We start from the raw sequence: 20,704 nt of genomic DNA, 5'->3' as shown, positions 1-20,704 counted from the left end.
GACGCCATGACCATCATCACCCCCGCCAGCTACCCGGCCGCGCGCATGCGCCGCATGCGCCGCGATCCGTTCTCGCGCGCCCTGATGCGCGAGAACGTCGTTACCGCCTCGGACCTGATCTACCCGGTGTTCATCCTCGACGGCCAGAACCAGCGCCAGCAGGTGGCCTCGATGCCGGGCGTGGAACGCCTGTCGGTCGACCTGCTGCTGAAGGTCGCCGAGGAATGCGTGGCGCTCGGCATTCCGATGCTGGCGCTGTTCCCGGTGGTCGATGCCGCCCTCAAGACCTATGACGGGGTGGAAGCGACCAACCCGGAGGGCCTGGTGCCGCGCGCCGTGCGCGAACTGAAGCGCCACTTCCCGGAACTGGGCATCATGACCGACGTGGCGCTCGACCCCTACACGACCCACGGCCAGGATGGCTTGCCGGACGAGAGCGGCTATATCGTCAACGAGAAGACCATCGAGATGCTGGTCAGGCAGTCGCTGGCCCAGGCCGCGGCCGGCGTGGACGTGGTGGCGCCCTCGGACATGATGGACGGCAGGATCGGCGCGATCCGCAACGCCCTCGAAGAGCAGGGCCACATCCACACCCGTATCATGGCCTACTCGGCCAAGTATGCATCGAGCTTCTACGGCCCCTTCCGCGACGCGGTCGGGTCCAGCGCCAACCTGGGCAAGGCGGACAAGAACACCTACCAGATGGATCCGGCCAACAGCGACGAGGCCCTGCGCGAAGTGGCGCTCGACCTGGCCGAAGGCGCCGACATGGTGATGGTCAAGCCGGGCATGCCCTACCTGGACGTGGTGCGCCGCGTGAAGGACGAGTTCAAGGTGCCCACCTTTGCTTACCAGGTCAGCGGCGAATACGCGATGCTCAAGGCCGCCGCCCAGAATGGCTGGCTGGACCATGACAAGGTCATGATGGAAGCGATGATGGCCTTCAAGCGCGCCGGGGCGGACGGGGTGCTGACCTATTTCGCGCTGGACGTGGCGCGCAAGCTGAAGGCGCAGGGCTGATTCGCCTGCGGCCAGCATGTCAACACGGCGCTCGATGCGCCAATGCGGTTTAGTGAGAGCACAAGCGTAGGGTGGGCGGCTCTGCCGCCCACGCGGTCACGCGCCGTTTCCAAGCCCGCACCGTGGCGCTCGAACGCATGCTGACCGCGTGGGCGGCGTAGCCGCCCACCCTACAATCGTTCTTGTCAACGCCACTGTTGCGGCGGCTTGTATTCCGGGAACATTTCCTTGAACAGGAAAGTCATCAGGGCATCGGTGTCTTCCACGCGGGCACTGAGCTTCACGATCCGGCCCAGCCGGTGCGAATCCCACTCGAAGTCGCCCTTCTTTTCGCGCCGGATCAGTTCGATCATCTTCTTGACCACGGCGATCTCGACATCCGCCTCGCTGCCCTGCTCCACCGTCACCTGCGTCAGCCAGCGCCGCTGGAAGTTCGGGTTCCAGCCGCGGAACTTCAGGTCCATGCTGTGGAAGGTCTTGTTCGACACCGAGAACACCCCGCCGGTCTCGTTGCGGTCTTCGCGGCCGCGGCCATTGATGGCGGCAACGTTCGCCAGCGCATTGCGCATGCCCTTGGCCGATTCGCTTTCCTCGGAGGATGATTCGCTGCCGCTGGCCGCGCCGCGCTGGCGGCGGCGCGCTTCGATGAATTCCCGCATGTCGACCGGCCGCGATTCGTCGAACTTCTGCGGCGGCCGGGTTTCCTTCACCGGCTGTTCCGGCGGCGTGGTGATGGTGTCGGGCAGGCGCGCGATCTCGATACGCTCCTGGAGCGGCACCGGGACGGGCGGCAGGGGCAGCGGCTTGGGCGCCTGCTCGCGCGGCGCTTCCGTGGCTTTCTGCTTCATCGGCGACACGTACACGACCTTGCCATCGTCGCCCGAGGCCGGTTTCGCCTGCTTCGCATCCTTGTCGGGATGGAACAACCAGATCAGCACCAGCAGCAGGTGCAGCAGGATCGTGCCGGCCAGCGCCGGGCGGTTCGGTCCCTGGCGGCCGTACGCGAGCACGCTGCGCTCCGCCTGGGGCAGCGGCTGCCCGCAGTGCGCGCACACGTCGCTGTGCTCGTCGTAGGTATGGGAATGGTCACGCAAGGTCGAACGGGTCCTGGATCGGCGTCTATCAATACTGCACGAGAGCCGAAGTCTAACCGTTTTGTGGAAGCGGCGCAGCTTAGGGCAAGCTTAGGCAGGCTTCCACGGCACGGAAGGATGTTACAAGATGTTTCAGCAGCCGGCAGACCGGCAGGCGGGAAGGATCCCGCCCGCGCCGGCGTCAGTGCGCGGCTTCCAGTTTCGCCAGTTGCTTGTCCGTCATCGGTCCGGTGCCGCTGTACTTGTCGAGGTACAGGTAGATCACCGGGGTGATGTAGAGCGTGATCACCTGCGAGAAGATCAGGCCGCCCACGACGGCCAGGCCGAGCGGCTGGCGCAGCTCGGCGCCGGCGCCGATGCCCAGCGCGATCGGCAGCGCACCCATCATCGCCGCCAGCGTCGTCATCAGGATCGGACGGAAGCGCAGGATGCAGGCCTCGCGGATGGCTTCCTGGGGCTTCAGGCCCTGGGTGCGCTGGGCGTCGAGGGCGAAGTCGATCATCATGATCGCGTTCTTCTTGACGATACCGATCAGCATCAGGATGCCGATCATCGCGATCAGGGTCAAGTCCATGTCGAACAGCCACAAGGTGAGCAGCGCGCCCACCGCCGCCGACGGCAGGCCGGCCAGGATGGTCAGCGGGTGGATGTAGCTCTCGTACAGCACGCCCAGCAGCACGTAGATCACGCCGATGGCGGCGATGATCAGGATCAGCTGGCTCGATTGCGTGTCCTTGAACACGGCCGCGTCGCCGCCGTAGTTGGTGATGATCGAGGCCGGCAGCTTCATGTCGCGGCCCATCTGCTCGATGGCGGCGGTGGCGTCGCCCAGCGGCACGTCCGGCGCCAGGTTGAACGACAGCGTGATCGCCTGCAGCTGGCCCTGGTGGTTGACCGCCAGCGGGCCCACGGTGCGCTTGACGGTGGCGAAGCTCGACAGCTTGACCAGGTCGCCGGTCTTGGCGCGCACCGACACCCGCGACAGCGCCTCGTCGTAGTAGCGGTCGCTCGGGGCCGCTTCCAGGATCACGTAGTAGCTGGCCGCCGTCGAATAGATGGTCGAGACCTGGCGTTCGCCGAAGGAGGCGTACAGCACGGTGCGGATGTCGGCCATTTCCACGCCCAGCAGCGCGGCCTTGTCGCGGTCGATGTCGATGGTGGCCTGCAGCGCCTTGTTCTGCGAGTCGCTGGTGACGTCGCGGAAGCGCTGGTCCGCGCGCATGCGCTCCAGGAACTGCTCGGCCCAGCCGCTGATCTCGCCGCCCGACACGCTCTGCAGCGTGTACTGGTAGCGGCTCTTGGACTGGCGCCCGCCCAGCTGCAGGTTCTGCACCGGCGACAGGAACACCTGCACCCCGGCCACCGCGCGCGTGGCCTTGCGCAGCGCGTCCACGACCTCCGGCATTGGCGGGCGCTCGCTGCGCGGCTTGAGCACCAGGAACATGCGGCCCGTGTTGCCGCCGCCGCTAAACGAGGTGACGTCCTTCACGTGCGGATTGGCGCGCACGATGTCCACCACCTGCGCCTGCAGCTGCATCAGCTTGAACGAGGACGTGTCTTCGGACGCTTCCACCATCACCCGCAGCTGGCCGATGTCTTCTTCCGGGAAGAAACCTTTCGGCATGGTCGAGTACAGCACGACGGTCAGGACCACGGTGCCAAGCGCCAGCATCAGCACCACGAAGCGGTGGCGCAGCGCGATGTCCAGGGTGCGCGCATAGCCGTCGCGCACATTGGTGAACATGGCTTCGAAGCGGCGGCCGATCCAGGACATTTCCTTCGGATCGACGTGGCCGCCATGCTTGATCAGGCGCGAGCACAGCATCGGCACCAGGGTCAGCGAGACCACCGCCGAGACCAGCACCGCCAGGCCGACGATCACGGCGAATTCGCGGAACAGCAGGCCGATCACGCCCGGCATGAAGAAGATCGGGATGAACACGGCCACCAGCGAGATCGAGATCGAGATGATGGTGAAGCCCATCTCGCGCGAGCCGACCAGCGCGGCCTGCATCGGCTTCTTGCCCATCTCCATGTGGCGCACGATGTTTTCCAGCACCACGATGGCGTCGTCGACCACCAGGCCCACCGCCAGCGTGATGCCGAGCAGCGAGATGTTGTCGAGGCTGTAGCCGAAGGCATACAGCAGCGACAGCGCGCCCAGCAGCGAGATCGGCACCGTCACCGCCGGGATGAAGGTGGCCGTGAGGCGGTGCAGGAACAGGAAGATCACCAGGATCACCAGCACGATGGTGCCGGCAAGGGTCAGGTTGACGTCGTGGATCGCTTCGCGGATCGAGTCCGAGCGGTCGTTCACCAGGTGGATCTTGATCGACTGCGGCAGCTGGGTCTCGAAGCGCGGCATCAGCTCGCGCACCGCGTCGACCACCTGCACGGTGTTGGCGTTGGGCTGGCGTTGCACCATCAGCACGATCGAGCGCTCGCCGTTCAGGCTGCCCGTGGCCTTGACCGACTGGTAGCTGTCCTCCACCTCGGCGATGTCGCGCAGGCGCACCGGCAGGCCGTCGCGGGTGGCGACGATCAGGCCGGCGAAGTCGGCGGCGCGCATCAGCTGGCCGCCGCCCTGGATGGTCAGGCTCTGGGTCGGGCCGTCCAGGATACCGAGCGGCGTGATCGAATTGGCCGAGCGCAGCGCGGCGGCCAGCTCGGTCATCGAGATGTTACGCGCGCTCATCAGGTCGTGTTTGGCGCGTACCCGCACGGCGAAGCGCTTGCCGCCGTTGACCGTCACCTGGGCGATGCCGGGCAGGGTCGAGATCGCCGGGGAGACCAGGTTTTCCGCGTAATCGTTCAGCTCCGACAAGTCCATCGACGGCGAGGTCATGTGCATGAACAGGATCGGGGAATCGGCCGGGTTGATCTTGCGGTAGGACGGCAGGTCGGTCATTTCCTGCGGCAGCTGGCGCTGGACCTGCAGCAGCGCGGCCTGCACGTCCACGGCGGCCTGGTTGACGTCGATCGATTCGTCGAACTCGAGCGTCAGCGAGGTGTTGCCCTGCGTGTTCGTCGAGCTGATCATCTTGATACCGGCGATGGTCGCGAACTGCTTTTCCAGCGGCAGCGCGACCGACGAGGCCATGTTTTCCGGGCTGGCACCGGCCAGGTTGGCGTTGACGTTGATGACCGGCGTGTTATAGCTCGGCAGCGCCGCGACCGGGATGTGCATGTAGGCCAGCACGCCGACCAGCACCAGGGCCAGCGACAGCAGGACCACCATCACGGGACGGCGGATACACAGTTCCGACAGGTTCATGCCTTGTCACCTTTTTGTGCCGATGCGGGCGCGCCCTGGGCCCTGGCGCCGGCCGCCGGAGTGCCGGCCGGACGCACCTTGCCGCCCGGACGCAGGTTCTGCTTGCCCTCGGTGATGACCTTTTCGTTGCCCTGCAGGCCGGTGACGGCAGCATACTCGCCGAAGCCGTGCAGGCGCGCCACCTTGACCTGGCGCGCCTCGTTGCCCTCGCCCACCACGTACACGAAGGTGCCGTTGGTGGCGGTGATGATCGCGCTCTGCGGGATCACGACGGCGTCGCGGATGGTCTGCACGGTGATGCGGGTGCTGACGTACTGGCCCGGCCACAGCGCGCTCTGCGGATTGGCGAACTGGGCCTTCACGCGGATGGTGCCGGCAGCGGGATCGACCGCGTTGTCCACGAACTTCAGCTCGCCCGTGAGCGCCGCCGCGGCATCTCCGGCCCCGGTCGAGGCCTGCACCGCCACCTTGCCGGCGCGCTGGGCCGCCAGCACGGAACCGAGGGCCGACTCCGGCAGGGTGAAGGAAACGTCGATCGGGTCGAGCTGGGTGATGGTGGTCAGCGAGGTGGACGGCTGCACCAGGGCGCCCGGGTGGATGTCGATCGCGCCGACACGGCCCGACATCGGAGCGCGGATCGCGGTGTAGCTGGCGCTGACCTGGCTGGCGCGGGCGGCCGCCGCATTGCTCTGGACCAGGGCGCGCGCCGCTTCCACCTGGCTCTTCAGGGAATCGGTGGCGCTGCGCGACAGGAAGCCCTGGGCCGACAGTTCCTGGCTGCGCTGGTACTGGCGCTCGAGGTCGGCGAGGGTGGCGCGGTTCTGGGCCACCTGGGCCTCGGCGCGCGCGACGTTGGCGCGGTCGGCGCGGTCGTCCAGTGAGAACATGAGCTGGCCTTCCTTGACGAACTGGCCTTCGCGGATGTGCACCTGGCGGATGGTGGCGGTGGTCTGCGGGTGCAGGTCGACGGTGCGCACCGGAGTGACCGTGCCGTTCGCCGACAGTTCCACGCCCACATCCTGGCGCTGCGGCGCCACCACGTTGACCGTGACCGGCGGCATGCCGCCCTTGCCCCCCGGCCCGCCCGGACCGCCCTTGGCCTCGGCATGGGCGCCCTCGTCCCTGTTCAGGTACCAGGCGCCGGCCACGGCCAGCGCCACGGCGCCCACGATCAACCCTGCATTCTTCTTTTTCATGTTCGTCCCTTGCCGCCCGTCCCGGCAGCTCTTTCTCGTGTTATCCGGCGCGCGGCAGGACCGCGATCGCGGCGCTGCATTCTCGCACACCAGGGTTCATGGCTTGTAGTCGGCGTTTTACTTGTTCGGATAGTACTCCGGCAGGACCAGCGTCACTTCCAGGCCGCCGTCGGGGTGGTTGGCCAGCGCGATGCTGCCGCCGTGCTGTTCGGCGATGTTGCGCGCGATGGTCAGGCCGAGGCCGGTGCCACCCGATTCGCGCGAGCGCGACGTCTCGATCCGGTAGAACGGATCGAATACCCGTGCCTGCTCGCCCAGCGGAATACCCGGGCCGCTATCGCGGATGCGCACGCGCGCCGCGCCGTTGATGCGTTCGACGCAGACCCGCGCCTCGCGGCCATACTTCACCGCGTTGTCGATCAGGTTGCCGAGGCAGCGGCGCAGGTCGAGCGGACGGCCCAGCAGGGCGATGCCGGCCCGCCCTTTCAGGTCCACCTGCTGGCCGGCATCGACCGCGTCGGCGCACACGGCTTCCAGCAGCGAATCGAGGTCCAGCATCTGCATGTTCTCGGTGGTGTCCATGCTGCGCGCCAGCACCAGGCCTTCGCGCACCATTTCCTGCATCGCCGACAGGTCGCCGATCAGGCGTTCCTGCAGTTCGGTATCGGCCACCTTTTCCAGGCGCAGGCGCATGCGGGTGAGCGGCGTCTGCAGGTCGTGGGTGATCGCCGCCAGCATCTGGGTGCGCTGCAGGATGTACTGGCGGATGCGCGCCTGCATGGCATTGAAGGCGGCGCTGGCCTGGCGGATCTCGCTGGCGCCGTTCAGCTCGAGCGGCGCGCGGTTGATGTCCTGGCCCAGGTCCTGGGCGGCGCGCGCCAGCACCTTCAACGGCCGGGTGGTCATGCGCGCCACCACATAGGCCAGGGCCGCGATGCTGAGCAGGAACAGGCCGATGGTGGTGCGGTAGTCGGTTTCCGGACCGGTGAAGACCGAGCGCGGCGGCAGCACCGACAGGCGCAGTTCCTCGCCGTCGCGCAGGCGCACGTTCAGGGTTTCGCAGGCGCCCTTCCACTGGGTGCGGATCAGGCCATACAGGACCGTCTGCTGGTGCGGCATGTCACAGGAAGCGGGGCGGCCGGCCGCCGAGCTGATGCGGTAGCCGTCACCGAGGCGCGCCGCCAGCGAGCGCGCGAACCAGCTTTGGCCCTGGGCCAGTGGCTGCGGCGTGCCGACTTCCAGGCGCAGGCCGGGGCGGTTGGCCACCGACAGGTAGACCGAGCGCGCCGAGGTCGGCACGATCTCGGTCGCCATCACGAGTTGCTCGGCGCGTTCGAGGAGGTGCTGGTCGCGCTGCTGTTCGATGACGCGCTGGCGTTCCAGGTCGGCGGCCAGCTGGGTCAGTGTCGCAGAGATCAGGATACCGAGCAGCAGCGTGACGAACACGCGCCCGGTCATCGATCCGAAAAAAGCTTTCACGCAGGCGGCTCCACGGTCACCTGGCCGGCCAGCACGTAGCCGCCGTTGCGCACGGTCTTGATGATCTGCGGCATGCGCGCGTCCTCGCCCAGCTTCTGGCGCAGGCGCGAGATCTGGATGTCGATCGAGCGGTCGAAGGGATCGGCGTCGCGGCCCTGGGTGAGATTCAGCAGCTGGTCACGGTTGAGCACGCGGTTCGGATGTTCGAGGAACACCCGCAGCAGCCGGAACTCGGCGCCCGAGAGCATGATGACCACGCCTTGCGGGTTGACCAGGTGGCGCGCGGTCAGGTCCAGGGTCCAGCCCGAGAAGCGCATCTGCTGCACGTTCTCTGTCGGCGCATTGGACGGCATCGCGTGCGAGCGGCGCAGTACGCTGCGGATGCGCGCCAGCAGCTCGCGCGGCTCGAAGGGTTTCGGCAGGTAGTCGTCGGCGCCCATCTCGAGGCCGAGGATGCGGTCGAGCGGCTCGTTGCGGGCGGTCAGCATGATCACCGGCAGGCTCGAGGTGGCGCGCAGCTTGCGGCACAGGGTCAGGCCGTCGTCGCCCGGCATGTTCAGGTCGAGCACGATCAGGTCGGGACGCGCGTCGTCGAGCGCCTTCCACATGCCGGTGCCGTCCGCGGCCGCGATGGTGCGGTAGCCGTTCGATTCCAGGTAGTCGGCGAGCAGAGTACGGATGTCGCGGTCGTCGTCGACGATCAAAATCGTAGAGGGATTGTCCATAGCCTCAATTATCCGCATCTATTGCAGGCTTGGACAACGGTTTTGTATCGGCTTGTATAAGCCGATAGGGACGAAACATATTGATACAAAGTGTCTGGCAGGGGAAATCCGGCGGTTACACTTGGGCGCGATGATGGGAACCGTGCAGCGAGCAGTCCGGATGCAAAGTGCACACCAAGCCGACTTCTCACTAAAGGAACACATAATGAACACCGTCCACAAACACATCGTGATCGCCCTGACCGCTTTCGGTATCGCCGGCGCATCGCTCGGCGTACAGGCCCAGACCACCGCCCCGCTTGACGGCCGCCACGGCCATGCCGTCGGCAAGGAGCAGCGCCAGGCCATGCGCGCCGAATTCCTCAAGCTCACCCCCGAGCAGCGCCAGGCGAAGATGGCCGAGTTCCGCGCCAAGCGCCTCGAGCAGCGCGCCGCGCGCCAGGCGAAGCTGGCCGAGTCGCTGAAGCTGACGCCGGCCCAGCAGCCGGTATGGCAGGCGTTTGTCGCCAGCACCACGCCGCAGCAGGGTGAACACGCCGGCCAGCGCCTGACCAGGGAGCAGCGCGCCGCCCTCAGCGCCCCGCAGCGCCTGGAACGCCGCATCGCCCTGCAGAAGCAGCGCACCGCCCGCATGGAAGCGCGCCTGTCGGCCCTGAACAGTCTGTACGCGGCCCTCACGCCGGAACAGCGCAAGCTGTTCGATGAGCAGCAGCGCCGCGGCGGCCGTCACCATGGCGGCCACGGTGGCCACGGTGGCCACGGCAAGATGATGCGCGGCTAAGCCGGTCCCTGGAATGCAAAAAACGCCCGCAAGGGCGTTTTTTCGTCGGGTGGGCGGGTTCCTCGCCCACGCGGTCACCTCACGGCAGCTTCGCCAGTGAGCGCAAGAACTTCTCCGGATCCTGGTAGCCGATCACCCGGCTGTCCGCGATTTCCTTCCCATCCGATCCGAACAGGATGATGCCCGGCGGCCCGAACAGCCCGAAGCGCTTCAGCATCGCCTTGTCCGCGGCATCGTTGGCGGTGACATCGACCTGCAGCAGGATGGTATGCGCCAGCTTCGCCTGCACCGCTGGATCGACGAAGGTCAGCTTTTCCATCTCCTTGCAGGACACGCACCAGTCCGCATAAAAATCGAGCATGACAGTCTGGCCGCCGGCATTCGCCAGCTCCCGGTCCAGGTCCTGCACCGTCTTGATGCGCTTGAATGCCAGCCCGCCGTGCGCCTCGCCCGTCAGGTGCGCCAGCGGCGCCAGCGCATCGCGCCCGCCCGTGGCCGCCCCCACCAGCTGCACACCGCCCAGCAGCGCGAACGCGGCGCCCGCTCCCAGCGCGCCCCAGTGCCGGTGGCGGCGCAGCAGATAGGCCCCGTAGCCGAGCAGCAGCGCCGACCAGCCCAGCATCTGGACCAGGGACGGCAGCACCGGCGATACCAGCCACAGGGCCATGGCCAGCATCAGGACGCCGAACAGGCGCTTCACCGACTCCATCCAGGCACCCGCGCGCGGCAGCAGCGCACCGGCCGAGACCCCGACCAGCAGCAGCGGGATGCTCATCCCGACCGCCATCGCGAACAGGGCCGCGCCGCCAATCACCACGTCACGGGTCTGGCTGATATAGACCAGGGCGCCGGCCAACGGCGCTGCCACGCAGGGACCGACGATCAGGGCCGAAATCGCGCCCATCGCGAACACGCCGGCCAGCTTGCCCCCCGACTGGCGTCCGGACGCTTGCGCCAGGCGCGTCTGCAGCGCAGCCGGCAGCTGCAATTCATAGACACCGAACATCGACAGGGCCATCGCCACGATCAGCAGGCCGAAGGCGCCGAGCACCCAGGGGTTCTGCAGGGCCGCCGCCAGGCCTTCGCCGGCCAGGCCGGCGGCCACGCCCAGCGCCGTGTACACGATGGCCATGCCGAGCGAATAGGTGGCCGACAGCAGGAAGCCGCGCGCGCGCCCCGCCTGCCTGCCCTCGCCCACGATGATCGAGGACAGGATCGGCACCATCGGCAGCACGCAGGGCGTGAAGGCCAGGCCCAGGCCGAGCAGGACGAAAGCGGGGACGATCGCCAGCAGGCGCCCGCCAGCCAGGATGCCGGCGATGCCGGCCAGGTCGGACTGCGGGGCCGGGCTTGCCGCGGGCGCCGCCGCCATGGCTGCCATCCCAGCCGGCGCAGCTTCTGCTGCCGGCGCCTGCACCGGGGTGGCCGGCGCCATGTCCAGCGCCGCTGCGGATGTGAGCGGCGCAGCCGGAAGCTGCGCCGCATTCGCGCCGATCGGCAAGGCGGGCGCTGCGCCCACACCGGCGCCGCTCGTCAGCTGCGCGCTGTGCTCCTGCGGCGGATAGCACAGGCCGGCATCGGCGCAGCCCTGGCTGCTGGCGCTCAGGGTGAACGGACCGGCCCCCTCGACCGGGATGCGGATCAGGAGCTCGCCCTTGTGGGTCTCGACCTCCTTGCCGAAGGTCTCGTCGAACTTCACCTTGCCCGTCGGGATCTCGGCCGCGCCCAGCTTCGCGCCCTGCGCGCGGAAGGCGAATCGTTCGCGATACATGTAGTAACCGTCGGCGATCTGGTAGCGCAGCTCGACCGTCCGCGGATCGGCCATGCGTGCGCTGAAGCGGAAGGCAATGGCCGGGTCGAGGAAGTCCTGCTCGGCCGCACGCAGCGGACCGGCGTGCAGCATTGCAAACGCGGTGAGGAACAGGAGGCAGGCCTGCCACAGGCGGCGGACGTTGGTGAGGATCATGGTGTAGGACGAAGTTTGGTGCCGGCGGGAATGGTACACCGGTACGGCCCAAGCTGTCTGTTACAGCCCGAAAATGGCAGCGCCTCCTGGCGCCGCCGCGATGGCTGGCGACCGCTTCAGGCCCGGGTGCCGGCCGCGCGCGACTGTTGCGCCTCCTGATATTCGTTCTTCAGGGCGCGGTAGATCGCATCGAGCTCCTCGATCTGGCCCGTATGCTCGTGCAGGTTCTCCTTGCCCTCGAAGGCATGCCGGGCGCGCCCGGAAAGCAGCTTGACCGCAGCAACCCATCTGTTCCAGGAAGGCAGCGCCGCCAGGCGTCCGCCATGCGCCCGGTCGAACTGCTCGACCAGGTAGAACATGGAACGGTCTTCCGCCATCAGGTGCTTGCCATCGCCCGCGACAAAGATCGCGAAGGGCGCGATCATCTGCCCGGAAATGACCGGGTCGATGCTCTTGCGCTGTCCAAACCCGAGCCGCGCCATCACCCACTGGTCGATCCCGATCACGCCCATCGTCGGATCGACGGGCAGCCAGCTGCCCGAGGTTTCGTCATACACCTCCAGCCAGCGGTGGTCGTTGTGGCGGGCGCCGAACAGGGAGTAGCGCGCGCCCTTTTCCCTGACCATCTGGCTGGCCTGCTGCTGGCGTTCGGCGTTCGGGGTGGCCAGGTTGATTTCGGCGATCGAACGGGTCTTGATGCCCACGGCCTTGACGATCTCGACATACACGAGCGCCAGGTCGTAGCAGTTGCCGCCGCCCCGCTCCAGGATTTCCTTCACGCTGCGGCGCTGGTAGTCGGTTGCCTTCCATTCGAGGCGGTTGCTGACCCAGTCGAGCAGCGTGACCGCTTTCTGGTAATCGGTCTGGTCGCTGGCGGTGATCTGCTCGCCCAGGATCTTCAGGTCGAGGTTCGCGGTGTCGATCCTTTCCGCGAGATGGGTGCGCTGCGATTGGGCATGGCCATGCAGGGGCTGCATGGCAAGTAACAGCAGGAAGACGAGTTTTTTCATGGATACCGGGATGTGCTTCGTGAGGACAGGCGCTGACGCGGGATGCCGGCAAGTCAGGCGCAAAACGTTGCTTGCCGGCACTATGGACTATCGCACGAAAATATTGCCGGGTCAGCTACACCTTTTGCAGAGGCGGCGCCCCGGCGGCCCACCATGCGGACGAAAAAAAACCAGGCACGAAGCCTGGTTTTCTCAGTCGTCGCCAGAAGCGATTACTCGGCGGTCGGTGCTTCTTCAGCCGAGGTGACTTCCGGACGGTCCAGCAGTTCGACGTAGGCCATCGGCGCATTGTCGCCCACGCGGAAACCCATTTTCAGGATGCGCAGGTAGCCGCCGTTACGGTTGGCGTAACGCGGGCCCAGTTCGGCGAACAGCTTCTGCACCATTTCGCGGTCGCGCAGGCGGGCGAATGCCAGGCGCTTGTTGGCCAGGGTGTCGGTCTTGCCCAGGGTCAGGATCGGCTCGATGACGCGACGCAGTTCCTTGGCTTTCGGCACGGTGGTCTTGATGGCTTCATGACGCAGCAGCGAGACGGTCATGTTGCGCAGCATTGCCAGGCGGTGGGACGAGGTACGGTTCAGTTTACGGAGGCCGTGACGGTGACGCATGGTACTTCCTTTCGAGTGTTTACATTCCAGTTCTTCGATCGTTCATGCTTGCGCAAGCCCGCGGACCGGTTTTAGTGGTTAAAGACTGCCCGGACAGACATTGTCCGGGCAGGTACGGCAATTACTTTTCCAGGCCTGCCGGCGGCCAGTTCTCGAGCTTCATGCCGAGAGTGAGACCGCGCGAAGCCAGGACTTCCTTGATTTCGTTGAGCGACTTGCGGCCCAGGTTCGGCGTCTTGAGCAGTTCGTTTTCCGAACGCTGGATCAGGTCGCCGATGTAGTAGATGTTCTCGGCCTTCAGGCAGTTCGCCGAACGGACGGTCAGTTCCAGGTCGTCCACCGGACGCAGCAGGATCGGATCGACCAGCGGAGCACGCGACGGTGCTTCGGCGGCGGCTTCGGTGCCTTCCAGGGCGGCGAACACGTTCAGCTGGTCGACCAGCACGCGTGCCGACTGGCGGATCGCTTCTTCCGGGGTGATGACGCCGTTGGTCTCGATGTTGATGATCAGCTTGTCCAGGTCGGTACGCTGTTCGACACGGGCCGATTCCACGGCGTAGGACACGCGACGGACCGGCGAGAACGATGCGTCCAGGATGATGCGGCCGATGGTCTTGTTGGTGTCTTCCGACAGGCGGCGCACGTTACCAGGAACGTAGCCGCGGCCCTTCTCGACCTTGATCTGCATGTCCAGCTTGCCGCCGGCGGTCAGGTGGGCGATCACGTGATCCGGGTTGATCAGTTCCACGTCATGCGGCAGGTCGATGTCCGAAGCCAGCACGGCGCCTTCGCCTTCCTTCTTCAGGGTCAGGGTGACGGCATCGCGGTTGTGGACCTTGAACACCACGCCCTTCAGGTTCAGCAGCAGGTCGACGACGTCTTCCTGCACGCCATCCAGCGACGAGTACTCGTGCACGACACCGGCGATCGTCACTTCGGTCGGCGCGTAGCCGGTCATGGACGACAGCAGCACGCGGCGCAGCGCGTTGCCCAGGGTGTGGCCATAACCACGTTCGAACGGCTCCATCACGACTTTGGCGTGGCCGGCGCCGAGGGTTTCGACGTCGATGATACGTGGTTTCAACAGACTGTTTTGCATGAAATGTCCTTTTCAATACCCTCGGCTCGTTACACCGATAAGGCTGATGGCATTAGTAGAAAAGCCCACATGCCGTTCGCGGCAAGCAGGCGGGTACGACTCGGATTCGGGGTTCTACCGGCAGGAAGCGGCGGCGCGCCGCCGCCTCCTGCCCGTAAGGACGGCGGCGCCAGGGCGCCGCGATCCATTAACGCGAGTACAGTTCGACGATCAGCGCTTCGTTGACGTCGGCAGCGATCTCGTTACGTTCCGGGAACGAACGGAAGGTGCCTTCCATCTTCTTGCTGTCGACCGACACCCAGCTCGGCATGCCGACTTGTTCAGCCAGCGACAGGGCTTCCTGGATACGCACTTGCTTCTTGGCCTTTTCGCGCACAGCGATCACGTCGCCGGTCTTGACCTGGTACGAAGCGATGTTCACGACGTTGCCGTTCACGGTGAAGGCCTTGTGGCTCACCAGCTGGCGTGCTTCGGCGCGGGTCGAGCCGAAGCCCATGCGGTAGGCGACGTTGTCCAGGCGGGCTTCCAGCAGCTTCAGCAGGGTTTCGCCGGTGTTGCCCTTGCGGCGCGATGCTTCGGCGAAGTAACGGCGGAACTGGCGCTCGAGCACGCCGTACATGCGCTTGACCTTCTGCTTTTCACGCAGCTGGTTGCCGTAGTCCGAGGTGCGGGCACCCGACTTGACGCCGTGCTGGCCTGGCTTGACGTCCAGCTTGCACTTCGAATCGAGCGAGCGGCGTGCGCTCTTCAGGAACAGGTCGGTGCCTTCACGGCGCGACAGTTTTGCTTTTGGTCCGATATAACGTGCCACGTTGAATCCTTAAAATAATAATCACGCCCCGGAGGCATCGCGAGCGATGCGGCAGGCGCTAGTCCGCTTCTGCATGAGAGCGGACGTGGCTTGAAAAAACGCCCGCCGTGGAAACGGCAGACGACAAGAGCCGGGCAGTATAACCCAATTCAGGGCACCGCGCCGGCCAATCTCGTAAAACACAACGGGGCGCAAGGCCCCGTCGTTGGCTTTTCGCGACGCAGGAGCGGGTTTGCACCCTCCCCTACTGCCGAGTCAGCGTCGTATCAGATACGACGACGCTTCGGCGGACGGCAGCCGTTGTGCGGAACCGGGGTCACGTCCTGGATCTCGGTGATCTTGATGCCCAGGTTGTTCAGTGCACGCACAGCCGACTCACGGCCCGGGCCTGGGCCCTTGATACGCACTTCCAGGTTCTTCACGCCCGATTCCTGAGCGACCTTGCCTGCGGCTTCGGCAGCAACCTGCGCTGCGAACGGGGTCGATTTGCGCGAACCCTTGAAGCCGGCGCCGCCGGAGGTTGCCCACGACAGGGCATTGCCCTGGCGATCGGTGATCGTGATGATGGTGTTGTTGAAGGACGCGTGCACGTGGGCGATGCCCTCGGCGACGTTCTTCTTGACTTTCTTGCGTGCGCGGGCTGCTGCTGCGGCTGCGCTGCTCTGTTGCTTGGCCATGGTCGGTTCCTAGATTATTTCTTGAGCGATTGAGCTGCCTTGCGCGGGCCCTTGCGGGTACGTGCATTGGTGCGGGTACGCTGACCGCGCACTGGCAGGCCCTTGCGGTGACGCATGCCGCGGTAGCAGCCCAGGTCCATCAGACGCTTGATGTTCATGGACAGTTCGCGGCGCAGGTCGCCTTCCACGACAAACTTCGCAACTTCGTCACGCAGCTTCTCGAGTTCGTTATCGTCGAGGTCCTTGACCTTCTTGTTGGTAGCGATGCCGGTCGAATCGCAGATCTTCTGCGAACGTGGGCGGCCAATACCGTAGATAGCCGTCAGGCCGATCACGGTGTGCTGATGATTTGGGATGTTAACCCCTGCAATACGTGCCATTCGTTATTCCTCGAAATTAACCTTGACGCTGCTTGTGACGCGGCTCGACGCAGATCACACGGACCACGCCCTTGCGCTTGATGATCTTGCAGTTGCGGCAGATCCGCTTGACTGAAGCGTTAACTTTCATTTTGCACTCTCTTCGGTTCGTTTACTTTAATGATTTTTACTTGGTGCGGAACACAATGCGGGCCCGGGACAGATCGTACGGGGTCAGTTCCACCGTTACCTTGTCACCCGGGAGAATGCGGATGTAATTCATCCGCATTTTACCCGAGATATGTCCCAGAACCACGTGCCCGTTTTCCAGCTTCACGCGAAATGTTGCGTTCGGGAGATTCTCGAGAATCTCCCCCTGCATTTGGATGACGTCGTCTTTTGCCATTCGGTCTATGCCTTCCCCGCTTAACGCGACGGAATCCCGCCCTTGAAGTTCGCCTTGCGCAGCAGCGAATCGTATTGCTGCGACATGACGTAGTTCTGCACTTGTGCCATGAAGTCCATCGTCACCACCACAACGATGAGGAGGGACGTGCCACCGAAGTAGAAGGGAACCTTCCACTGGGCGGTCAGGAACTCCGGCACCAGGCACACCAGGGTGATGTAGACCGCACCGACCAGGGTCAGGCGCATCAGGATCTTGTCGATGTAGCGTGCGGTCTGCTCACCCGGGCGGATGCCCGGAACAAACGCGCCGCTCTTCTTCAAGTTATCCGCCGTTTCCTTGCTGTTGAATACCAGCGCGGTATAGAAGAAGCAGAAGAACACGATCGCCACCGCATACAGCAACGCGTGGATCGGCTCGCCCGGTGCCATCGACGCTGCGAGGTCTTTCAGGAACCCGATGACCGGGCCACTGGAGTCCTTGCCGCGCGTGAACCAGTCGACGATCGTCGCCGGGAACAGGATGATCGACGATGCGAAGATCGGAGGAATCACGCCTGCCATGTTCAGCTTCAAGGGCAGGTGGCTGCTTTGGCCACCATAGATCTTGTTGCCGACCTGGCGTTTGGCGTAATTGACCAGGATCTTGCGCTGGCCGCGTTCAACGAACACGACCGCGTAGGTCACTGCTGCCACCAGAAGAACGATGATGATCGCGGAGATACTGCTGATCGAACCGTTCGAGATCAGGGTGAACAGGCCACCCAGAGCCGACGGCAGACCTGCTGCGATACCGGCAAAAATGATGATCGAAATACCGTTGCCAAGACCACGCTCGGTAATCTGCTCGCCCAGCCACATGAGGAACATGGTGCCAGTCAGGAGCGTCGTCACCGTGACGAAGCGGAAGCCCATGCCCGGATCGAGCACGAGGCCAGGCTGCGCTTCGAGCGCGACCGCGATGCCGAACGCCTGGAACAGTGCCAGTGCCACCGTGAAGTAACGGGTGTACTGGGTGATCTTGCGGCGGCCGGCTTCGCCCTCTTTCTTCAGCGCCTCGAGTTGCGGCGAGACGATCGATGCAAGCTGCATGATGATCGAAGCCGAAATGTAAGGCATGATGCCGAGGGCGAACACGGTAAAGCGGGACAGGGCGCCACCCGAGAACATGTTGAACATGCCCAGGATGCCGCCTTCGTTCTGCTTGAACAGCGCTGCCAGCTGCACCGGGTCAATCCCGGGGACCGGGATGTGAGCACCGATGCGGTACACGACCAATGCGCCAAGCAAAAACCACAGCCGACCCCAGGGGAAGCCGGAAGCGGCGCTTTTACCAAGTTGTGAATTAGTCGCCAATTTTTGCTCCGATCAGGCAGGGCCGCGATTAAGCGACCGAACCGCCAGCTGCTTCGATCGCCGCTTTCGCGCCGGCAGTTGCCTTCAGGCCCTTGAGGGTCACCGCTTTGGTGATCTCGCCCGACAGGATGACGCGCACGTCGCGTGCCACCACCGGCAGGATGCCTGCTGCTTTGAGCACCAGGATGTCGATTTCGCCGACCGCCAGGTTGTTCAGGTCCGACAGACGCACTTCAGCCTTGAAGGTCGCGTTCAGCGACTTGAAGCCGCGCTTCGGCAGACGACGCTGCAGAGGCATCTGACCGCCTTCGAAGCCGACTTTGTGGAAGCCGCCCGAACGCGATTTCTGACCCTTGTGACCGCGGCCGGCAGTCTTGCCCAGGCCCGAGCCGATACCGCGGCCAACGCGACGCTTCGCGTGCTTGGCGCCGTCCGCTGGTTGAATGGTATTGAGTTCCATTGATTTCTCCGTACGTAAGCCCGAGGGCTTACGAAACAACTTTAACGAGGTACGCGACTTTGTTGATCATGCCACGCACAGCTGGGGTGTCCTGCAGCTCGGAGACCGAGTTGACACGACGCAGACCCAGGCCGCGCACGGTGGCACGGTGATCCTGACGGGTACCGATCAGGCCCTTGACGAGCTTGACTTTGACAGTGTTTGCCATGTGTGTTCCCCTTAACCCAGGATGTCTTCAACCGACTTGCCGCGCTTGGCAGCGATGTCGGATGCGGTGCTCATTTTCGACAGGCCGTCGAGGGTTGCGCGCACCAGGTTGTACGGGTTCGACGAACCGGTCGACTTGGCGACCACGTCGGTCACGCCCATCACCTCGAAGATAGCGCGCATTGCGCCACCAGCGATCACGCCGGTACCCGGCTTGGCCGGCGACATCATGACGCGCGAGGCGCCGTGACGACCGGTCACGGTGTGGTGCAGCGTACCGTTCTTGAGGGGCACCTTGATCAGGTTGCGGCGGGCTTCTTCCATCGCTTTTTGCACGCCGACTGGAACTTCCTTCGACTTGCCTTTACCCATGCCGATGCGGCCATCGCCGTCACCGACAACGGTCAGCGCTGCAAAACCCATGATACGACCACCCTTGACCACTTTGGTCACGCGGTTGATCGCGATCATTTTTTCGCGCATGCCATCATCCGGCTTGTCGCTTTGCATTTTCGCTTGCATTTTTGCCATGACGATTCTTCCTTAGAACTTCAGACCGGCTTCGCGGGCAGCTTCTGCCAGCGCTTTGACACGGCCGTGGTAACGGAAACCCGAACGGTCGAAAGCGACCTCGGTGATCCCTGCTTTCAGTGCCTTCTCGGCGACGCGCTTGCCGACCAGGGCAGCAGCGGCAGCGTTGCCGCCGGCGCCAGTCTTGCCAGCCAGTTCGGCGCGCACTTCTGCTTCCAGCGTCGAAGCCGACACCAGCACCTTTGCGTCCGGGCTGATCAGGTTCGCATAGATGTGCAGGTTGGTGCGGTGAACCGACAGACGGTTCACGCCAAGCTGGGCGATCTTGATGCGGGTTTGACGTCCGCGACGCAGACGCGATTGTTTCTTGTCCATGTCAGCTCCGATTATTTCTTCTTGGTTTCTTTAAGCTTCACCACTTCGTCCGAATAACGGACGCCCTTGCCCTTGTAAGGCTCAGGAGCGCGGTAAGCACGCACTTCAGCGGCCACCTGGCCGACCTTCTGGCGATCGATACCCTTGATCAGGATTTCGGTCGGGGTCGGGGTCACTGCGGTGACGCCTTCCGGCATCGCGTGCAGCACCGGGTGCGAGAAGCCCAGCGACAGGTTCAGGGCGTTGCCCTGCACTGCTGCCTTGTAGCCCACGCCGACCAGGTTCAGCTTCTTCTCGAAGCCCTTGGTGACGCCGGTAACCATGTTGTTGACCAGGGCGCGCAGGGTGCCCGACATGGCGTTCGATTCACGCGAATCGTCGACCACGTCGAAAGTCAGCGTGCCATTGTTGTTTTCCACTTTGACCAGGCCGTTCAGCGGCTGGGTCAGGGTGCCGAGCGGGCCCTTGACGGTGATCGACGACGCGTTGATCGCGACATCGGTACCTGCCGGGACGGCGATTGGCATCTTAGCTACTCGAGACATGTCTACTCCTTAAGCCACGTAGCACAGCACTTCGCCACCGACGCCGGTAGCACGTGCCTTGCGGTCAGTCATCACGCCTTGCGGAGTCGAAACGATTGCCACGCCCAGGCCGTTCATGACCGACGGGATTTCGTTCTTGCCCTTGTAGACGCGCAGGCCAGGACGGGACACGCGCTCGATGCGCTCGATGACCGGACGGCCGGTGTAATACTTCAAACCGATTTTCAGTTCCGACTTGCCACCTTCGGTGGACACGGCGAAATCTTCGATGTAACCCTCGTCCTTCAGGACGTTGGCAATGGCAACCTTGACTTTCGACGACGGCATTGCGACCGTGGTTTTCGAAACAGTTTGTGCGTTGCGAATGCGGGTCAGCATATCGGCGATAGGATCGCTCATACTCATTGCTTATTCTCCTATTACCAGCTGGCTTTGGTCATACCCGGGATTTCGCCTTTCATGGCGAATTCGCGGACTTTGGTGCGGGCAAGACCGAATTTACGGAAAGTGCCACGTGGGCGGCCGGTCATGGCGCAGCGGTTACGCTGGCGGGTCGGGGCCGAGTTGCGCGGCAGTGCCTGCAGTTTCAGGCGTGCTTCGTAACGCTCTTCTTCCGACTTCGACTGGTCGTTGATGATCGCTTTCAGAGCTGCACGCTTTGCGGCGAATTTCTCCACCAGGTCTGCACGCTTCTGTTCGCGGTTAATCAGTGCAAGTTTTGCCATG

Annotated in this window: 24 protein-coding genes; 2 read left to right on the top strand and 22 right to left on the bottom strand. The window is 64.5% G+C overall.

Annotated elements, in window-relative coordinates:
• The first annotated feature begins 6 nt into the window (after window positions 1–6).
• The gene (gene hemB, locus LCI23_RS12600; protein ID WP_224946796.1) at window positions 7–1,020 is read left to right on the top strand and encodes a porphobilinogen synthase; all 1,014 of its coding nucleotides are present in this window, start codon (window positions 7–9) and stop codon (window positions 1,018–1,020) included.
• A 185-nt stretch (window positions 1,021–1,205) separates the two neighbouring features.
• On the opposite strand, the gene LCI23_RS12595 is transcribed toward hemB, so the two are convergent.
• The 5 genes from LCI23_RS12595 to LCI23_RS12575 all read right to left on the bottom strand — a co-directional run bounded on the left by LCI23_RS12595 (window position 1,206) and on the right by LCI23_RS12575 (window position 8,788).
• Window positions 1,206–2,114: a hypothetical protein gene (locus LCI23_RS12595; RefSeq protein ID WP_224946795.1), complete on the bottom strand. Its 909-nt coding sequence runs from the start codon at window positions 2,112–2,114 to the stop codon at window positions 1,206–1,208.
• A gap of 181 nt (window positions 2,115–2,295) precedes the next feature.
• The gene (locus tag LCI23_RS12590) at window positions 2,296–5,388 is read right to left on the bottom strand and encodes an efflux RND transporter permease subunit (protein ID WP_224946794.1); all 3,093 of its coding nucleotides are present in this window, start codon (window positions 5,386–5,388) and stop codon (window positions 2,296–2,298) included.
• On the bottom strand, window positions 5,385–6,584 hold the full coding sequence (locus LCI23_RS12585; RefSeq protein ID WP_224946793.1) for an efflux RND transporter periplasmic adaptor subunit: 1,200 nt from the start codon (window positions 6,582–6,584) through the stop codon (window positions 5,385–5,387). The genes LCI23_RS12590 and LCI23_RS12585 overlap by 4 nt, the downstream gene beginning before the upstream one ends.
• Before the next feature lie 117 nt (window positions 6,585–6,701).
• Entirely contained in the window at window positions 6,702–8,063 is a 1,362-nt protein-coding gene (locus tag LCI23_RS12580; RefSeq protein ID WP_224946792.1) for an ATP-binding protein, read from the bottom strand.
• Entirely contained in the window at window positions 8,060–8,788 is a 729-nt protein-coding gene (locus LCI23_RS12575) for a response regulator (RefSeq protein ID WP_224946791.1), read from the bottom strand. The genes LCI23_RS12580 and LCI23_RS12575 overlap by 4 nt, the downstream gene beginning before the upstream one ends.
• A gap of 205 nt (window positions 8,789–8,993) precedes the next feature.
• Here LCI23_RS12575 and LCI23_RS12570 point away from each other — a divergent pair, with 205 nt between their 5' ends.
• Window positions 8,994–9,569, top strand: a complete 576-nt coding sequence (locus LCI23_RS12570; RefSeq protein ID WP_224946790.1) for a Spy/CpxP family protein refolding chaperone — start codon at window positions 8,994–8,996, stop codon at window positions 9,567–9,569.
• A 79-nt stretch (window positions 9,570–9,648) separates the two neighbouring features.
• Here LCI23_RS12570 and dsbD read toward each other — a convergent pair whose 3' ends face one another.
• The 17 genes from dsbD to rpsN form a co-directional block, all read right to left on the bottom strand.
• Window positions 9,649–11,535 (bottom strand): protein-disulfide reductase DsbD, encoded by a 1,887-nt coding sequence (dsbD, locus tag LCI23_RS12565; protein WP_224946789.1) that lies wholly within the window; start codon window positions 11,533–11,535, stop codon window positions 9,649–9,651.
• A 116-nt stretch (window positions 11,536–11,651) separates the two neighbouring features.
• The gene (locus tag LCI23_RS12560; RefSeq protein WP_224946788.1) at window positions 11,652–12,545 is read right to left on the bottom strand and encodes a transglutaminase family protein; all 894 of its coding nucleotides are present in this window, start codon (window positions 12,543–12,545) and stop codon (window positions 11,652–11,654) included.
• A 212-nt stretch (window positions 12,546–12,757) separates the two neighbouring features.
• Window positions 12,758–13,153, bottom strand: coding sequence for a 50S ribosomal protein L17 (rplQ, locus tag LCI23_RS12555; RefSeq protein WP_005663400.1), 396 nt, complete (start codon window positions 13,151–13,153; stop codon window positions 12,758–12,760).
• A gap of 121 nt (window positions 13,154–13,274) precedes the next feature.
• Window positions 13,275–14,252, bottom strand: coding sequence for a DNA-directed RNA polymerase subunit alpha (locus tag LCI23_RS12550; RefSeq protein ID WP_224946787.1), 978 nt, complete (start codon window positions 14,250–14,252; stop codon window positions 13,275–13,277).
• A 187-nt stretch (window positions 14,253–14,439) separates the two neighbouring features.
• On the bottom strand, window positions 14,440–15,063 hold the full coding sequence (gene rpsD / locus LCI23_RS12545; protein ID WP_224946786.1) for a 30S ribosomal protein S4: 624 nt from the start codon (window positions 15,061–15,063) through the stop codon (window positions 14,440–14,442).
• A 266-nt stretch (window positions 15,064–15,329) separates the two neighbouring features.
• Window positions 15,330–15,740 (bottom strand): 30S ribosomal protein S11, encoded by a 411-nt coding sequence (gene rpsK, locus LCI23_RS12540; RefSeq protein WP_027867243.1) that lies wholly within the window; start codon window positions 15,738–15,740, stop codon window positions 15,330–15,332.
• A 14-nt stretch (window positions 15,741–15,754) separates the two neighbouring features.
• Window positions 15,755–16,120, bottom strand: coding sequence for a 30S ribosomal protein S13 (gene rpsM / locus LCI23_RS12535; RefSeq protein ID WP_027867244.1), 366 nt, complete (start codon window positions 16,118–16,120; stop codon window positions 15,755–15,757).
• 16 nt (window positions 16,121–16,136) lie between these two features.
• Entirely contained in the window at window positions 16,137–16,250 is a 114-nt protein-coding gene (rpmJ, locus tag LCI23_RS12530) for a 50S ribosomal protein L36 (protein WP_005663407.1), read from the bottom strand.
• Between the two features lie 36 nt (window positions 16,251–16,286).
• Window positions 16,287–16,505: a translation initiation factor IF-1 gene (gene infA / locus LCI23_RS12525; RefSeq protein WP_005663428.1), complete on the bottom strand. Its 219-nt coding sequence runs from the start codon at window positions 16,503–16,505 to the stop codon at window positions 16,287–16,289.
• Window positions 16,506–16,525: 20 nt separating this feature from the next.
• Entirely contained in the window at window positions 16,526–17,860 is a 1,335-nt protein-coding gene (gene secY, locus LCI23_RS12520; RefSeq protein ID WP_224946785.1) for a preprotein translocase subunit SecY, read from the bottom strand.
• 28 nt (window positions 17,861–17,888) lie between these two features.
• Complete coding sequence (gene rplO / locus LCI23_RS12515; protein ID WP_027867246.1) at window positions 17,889–18,320, bottom strand: 50S ribosomal protein L15; 432 nt, start codon at window positions 18,318–18,320, stop codon at window positions 17,889–17,891.
• A 28-nt stretch (window positions 18,321–18,348) separates the two neighbouring features.
• Window positions 18,349–18,528, bottom strand: coding sequence for a 50S ribosomal protein L30 (gene rpmD / locus LCI23_RS12510; protein ID WP_027867247.1), 180 nt, complete (start codon window positions 18,526–18,528; stop codon window positions 18,349–18,351).
• 11 nt (window positions 18,529–18,539) lie between these two features.
• Window positions 18,540–19,058 (bottom strand): 30S ribosomal protein S5, encoded by a 519-nt coding sequence (rpsE, locus tag LCI23_RS12505; protein ID WP_224946784.1) that lies wholly within the window; start codon window positions 19,056–19,058, stop codon window positions 18,540–18,542.
• Between the two features lie 12 nt (window positions 19,059–19,070).
• Window positions 19,071–19,433 carry a 50S ribosomal protein L18 gene (rplR, locus tag LCI23_RS12500; RefSeq protein WP_005663438.1) on the bottom strand — a complete coding sequence of 121 codons (363 nt, stop codon included), beginning with the start codon at window positions 19,431–19,433 and terminating at the stop codon, window positions 19,071–19,073.
• 11 nt (window positions 19,434–19,444) lie between these two features.
• Window positions 19,445–19,978 carry a 50S ribosomal protein L6 gene (gene rplF, locus LCI23_RS12495; protein WP_224946783.1) on the bottom strand — a complete coding sequence of 178 codons (534 nt, stop codon included), beginning with the start codon at window positions 19,976–19,978 and terminating at the stop codon, window positions 19,445–19,447.
• A 9-nt stretch (window positions 19,979–19,987) separates the two neighbouring features.
• On the bottom strand, window positions 19,988–20,383 hold the full coding sequence (gene rpsH / locus LCI23_RS12490) for a 30S ribosomal protein S8 (protein ID WP_224946782.1): 396 nt from the start codon (window positions 20,381–20,383) through the stop codon (window positions 19,988–19,990).
• A 14-nt stretch (window positions 20,384–20,397) separates the two neighbouring features.
• A complete protein-coding gene (gene rpsN, locus LCI23_RS12485; protein WP_159698324.1) occupies window positions 20,398–20,703 on the bottom strand; it encodes a 30S ribosomal protein S14 in 306 nt (101 codons plus the stop codon).
• Window position 20,704 lies beyond the last annotated feature (1 nt).

Origin of the sequence: Massilia sp. MS-15, assembly GCF_020176695.1 — a bacterium.
GTDB lineage: Bacteria > Pseudomonadota > Gammaproteobacteria > Burkholderiales > Burkholderiaceae_D > Telluria > Telluria hydrophila.
Note: the sequence above shows the minus strand (reverse complement) of the source record. Positions and strands in the feature narration are given on the sequence as shown.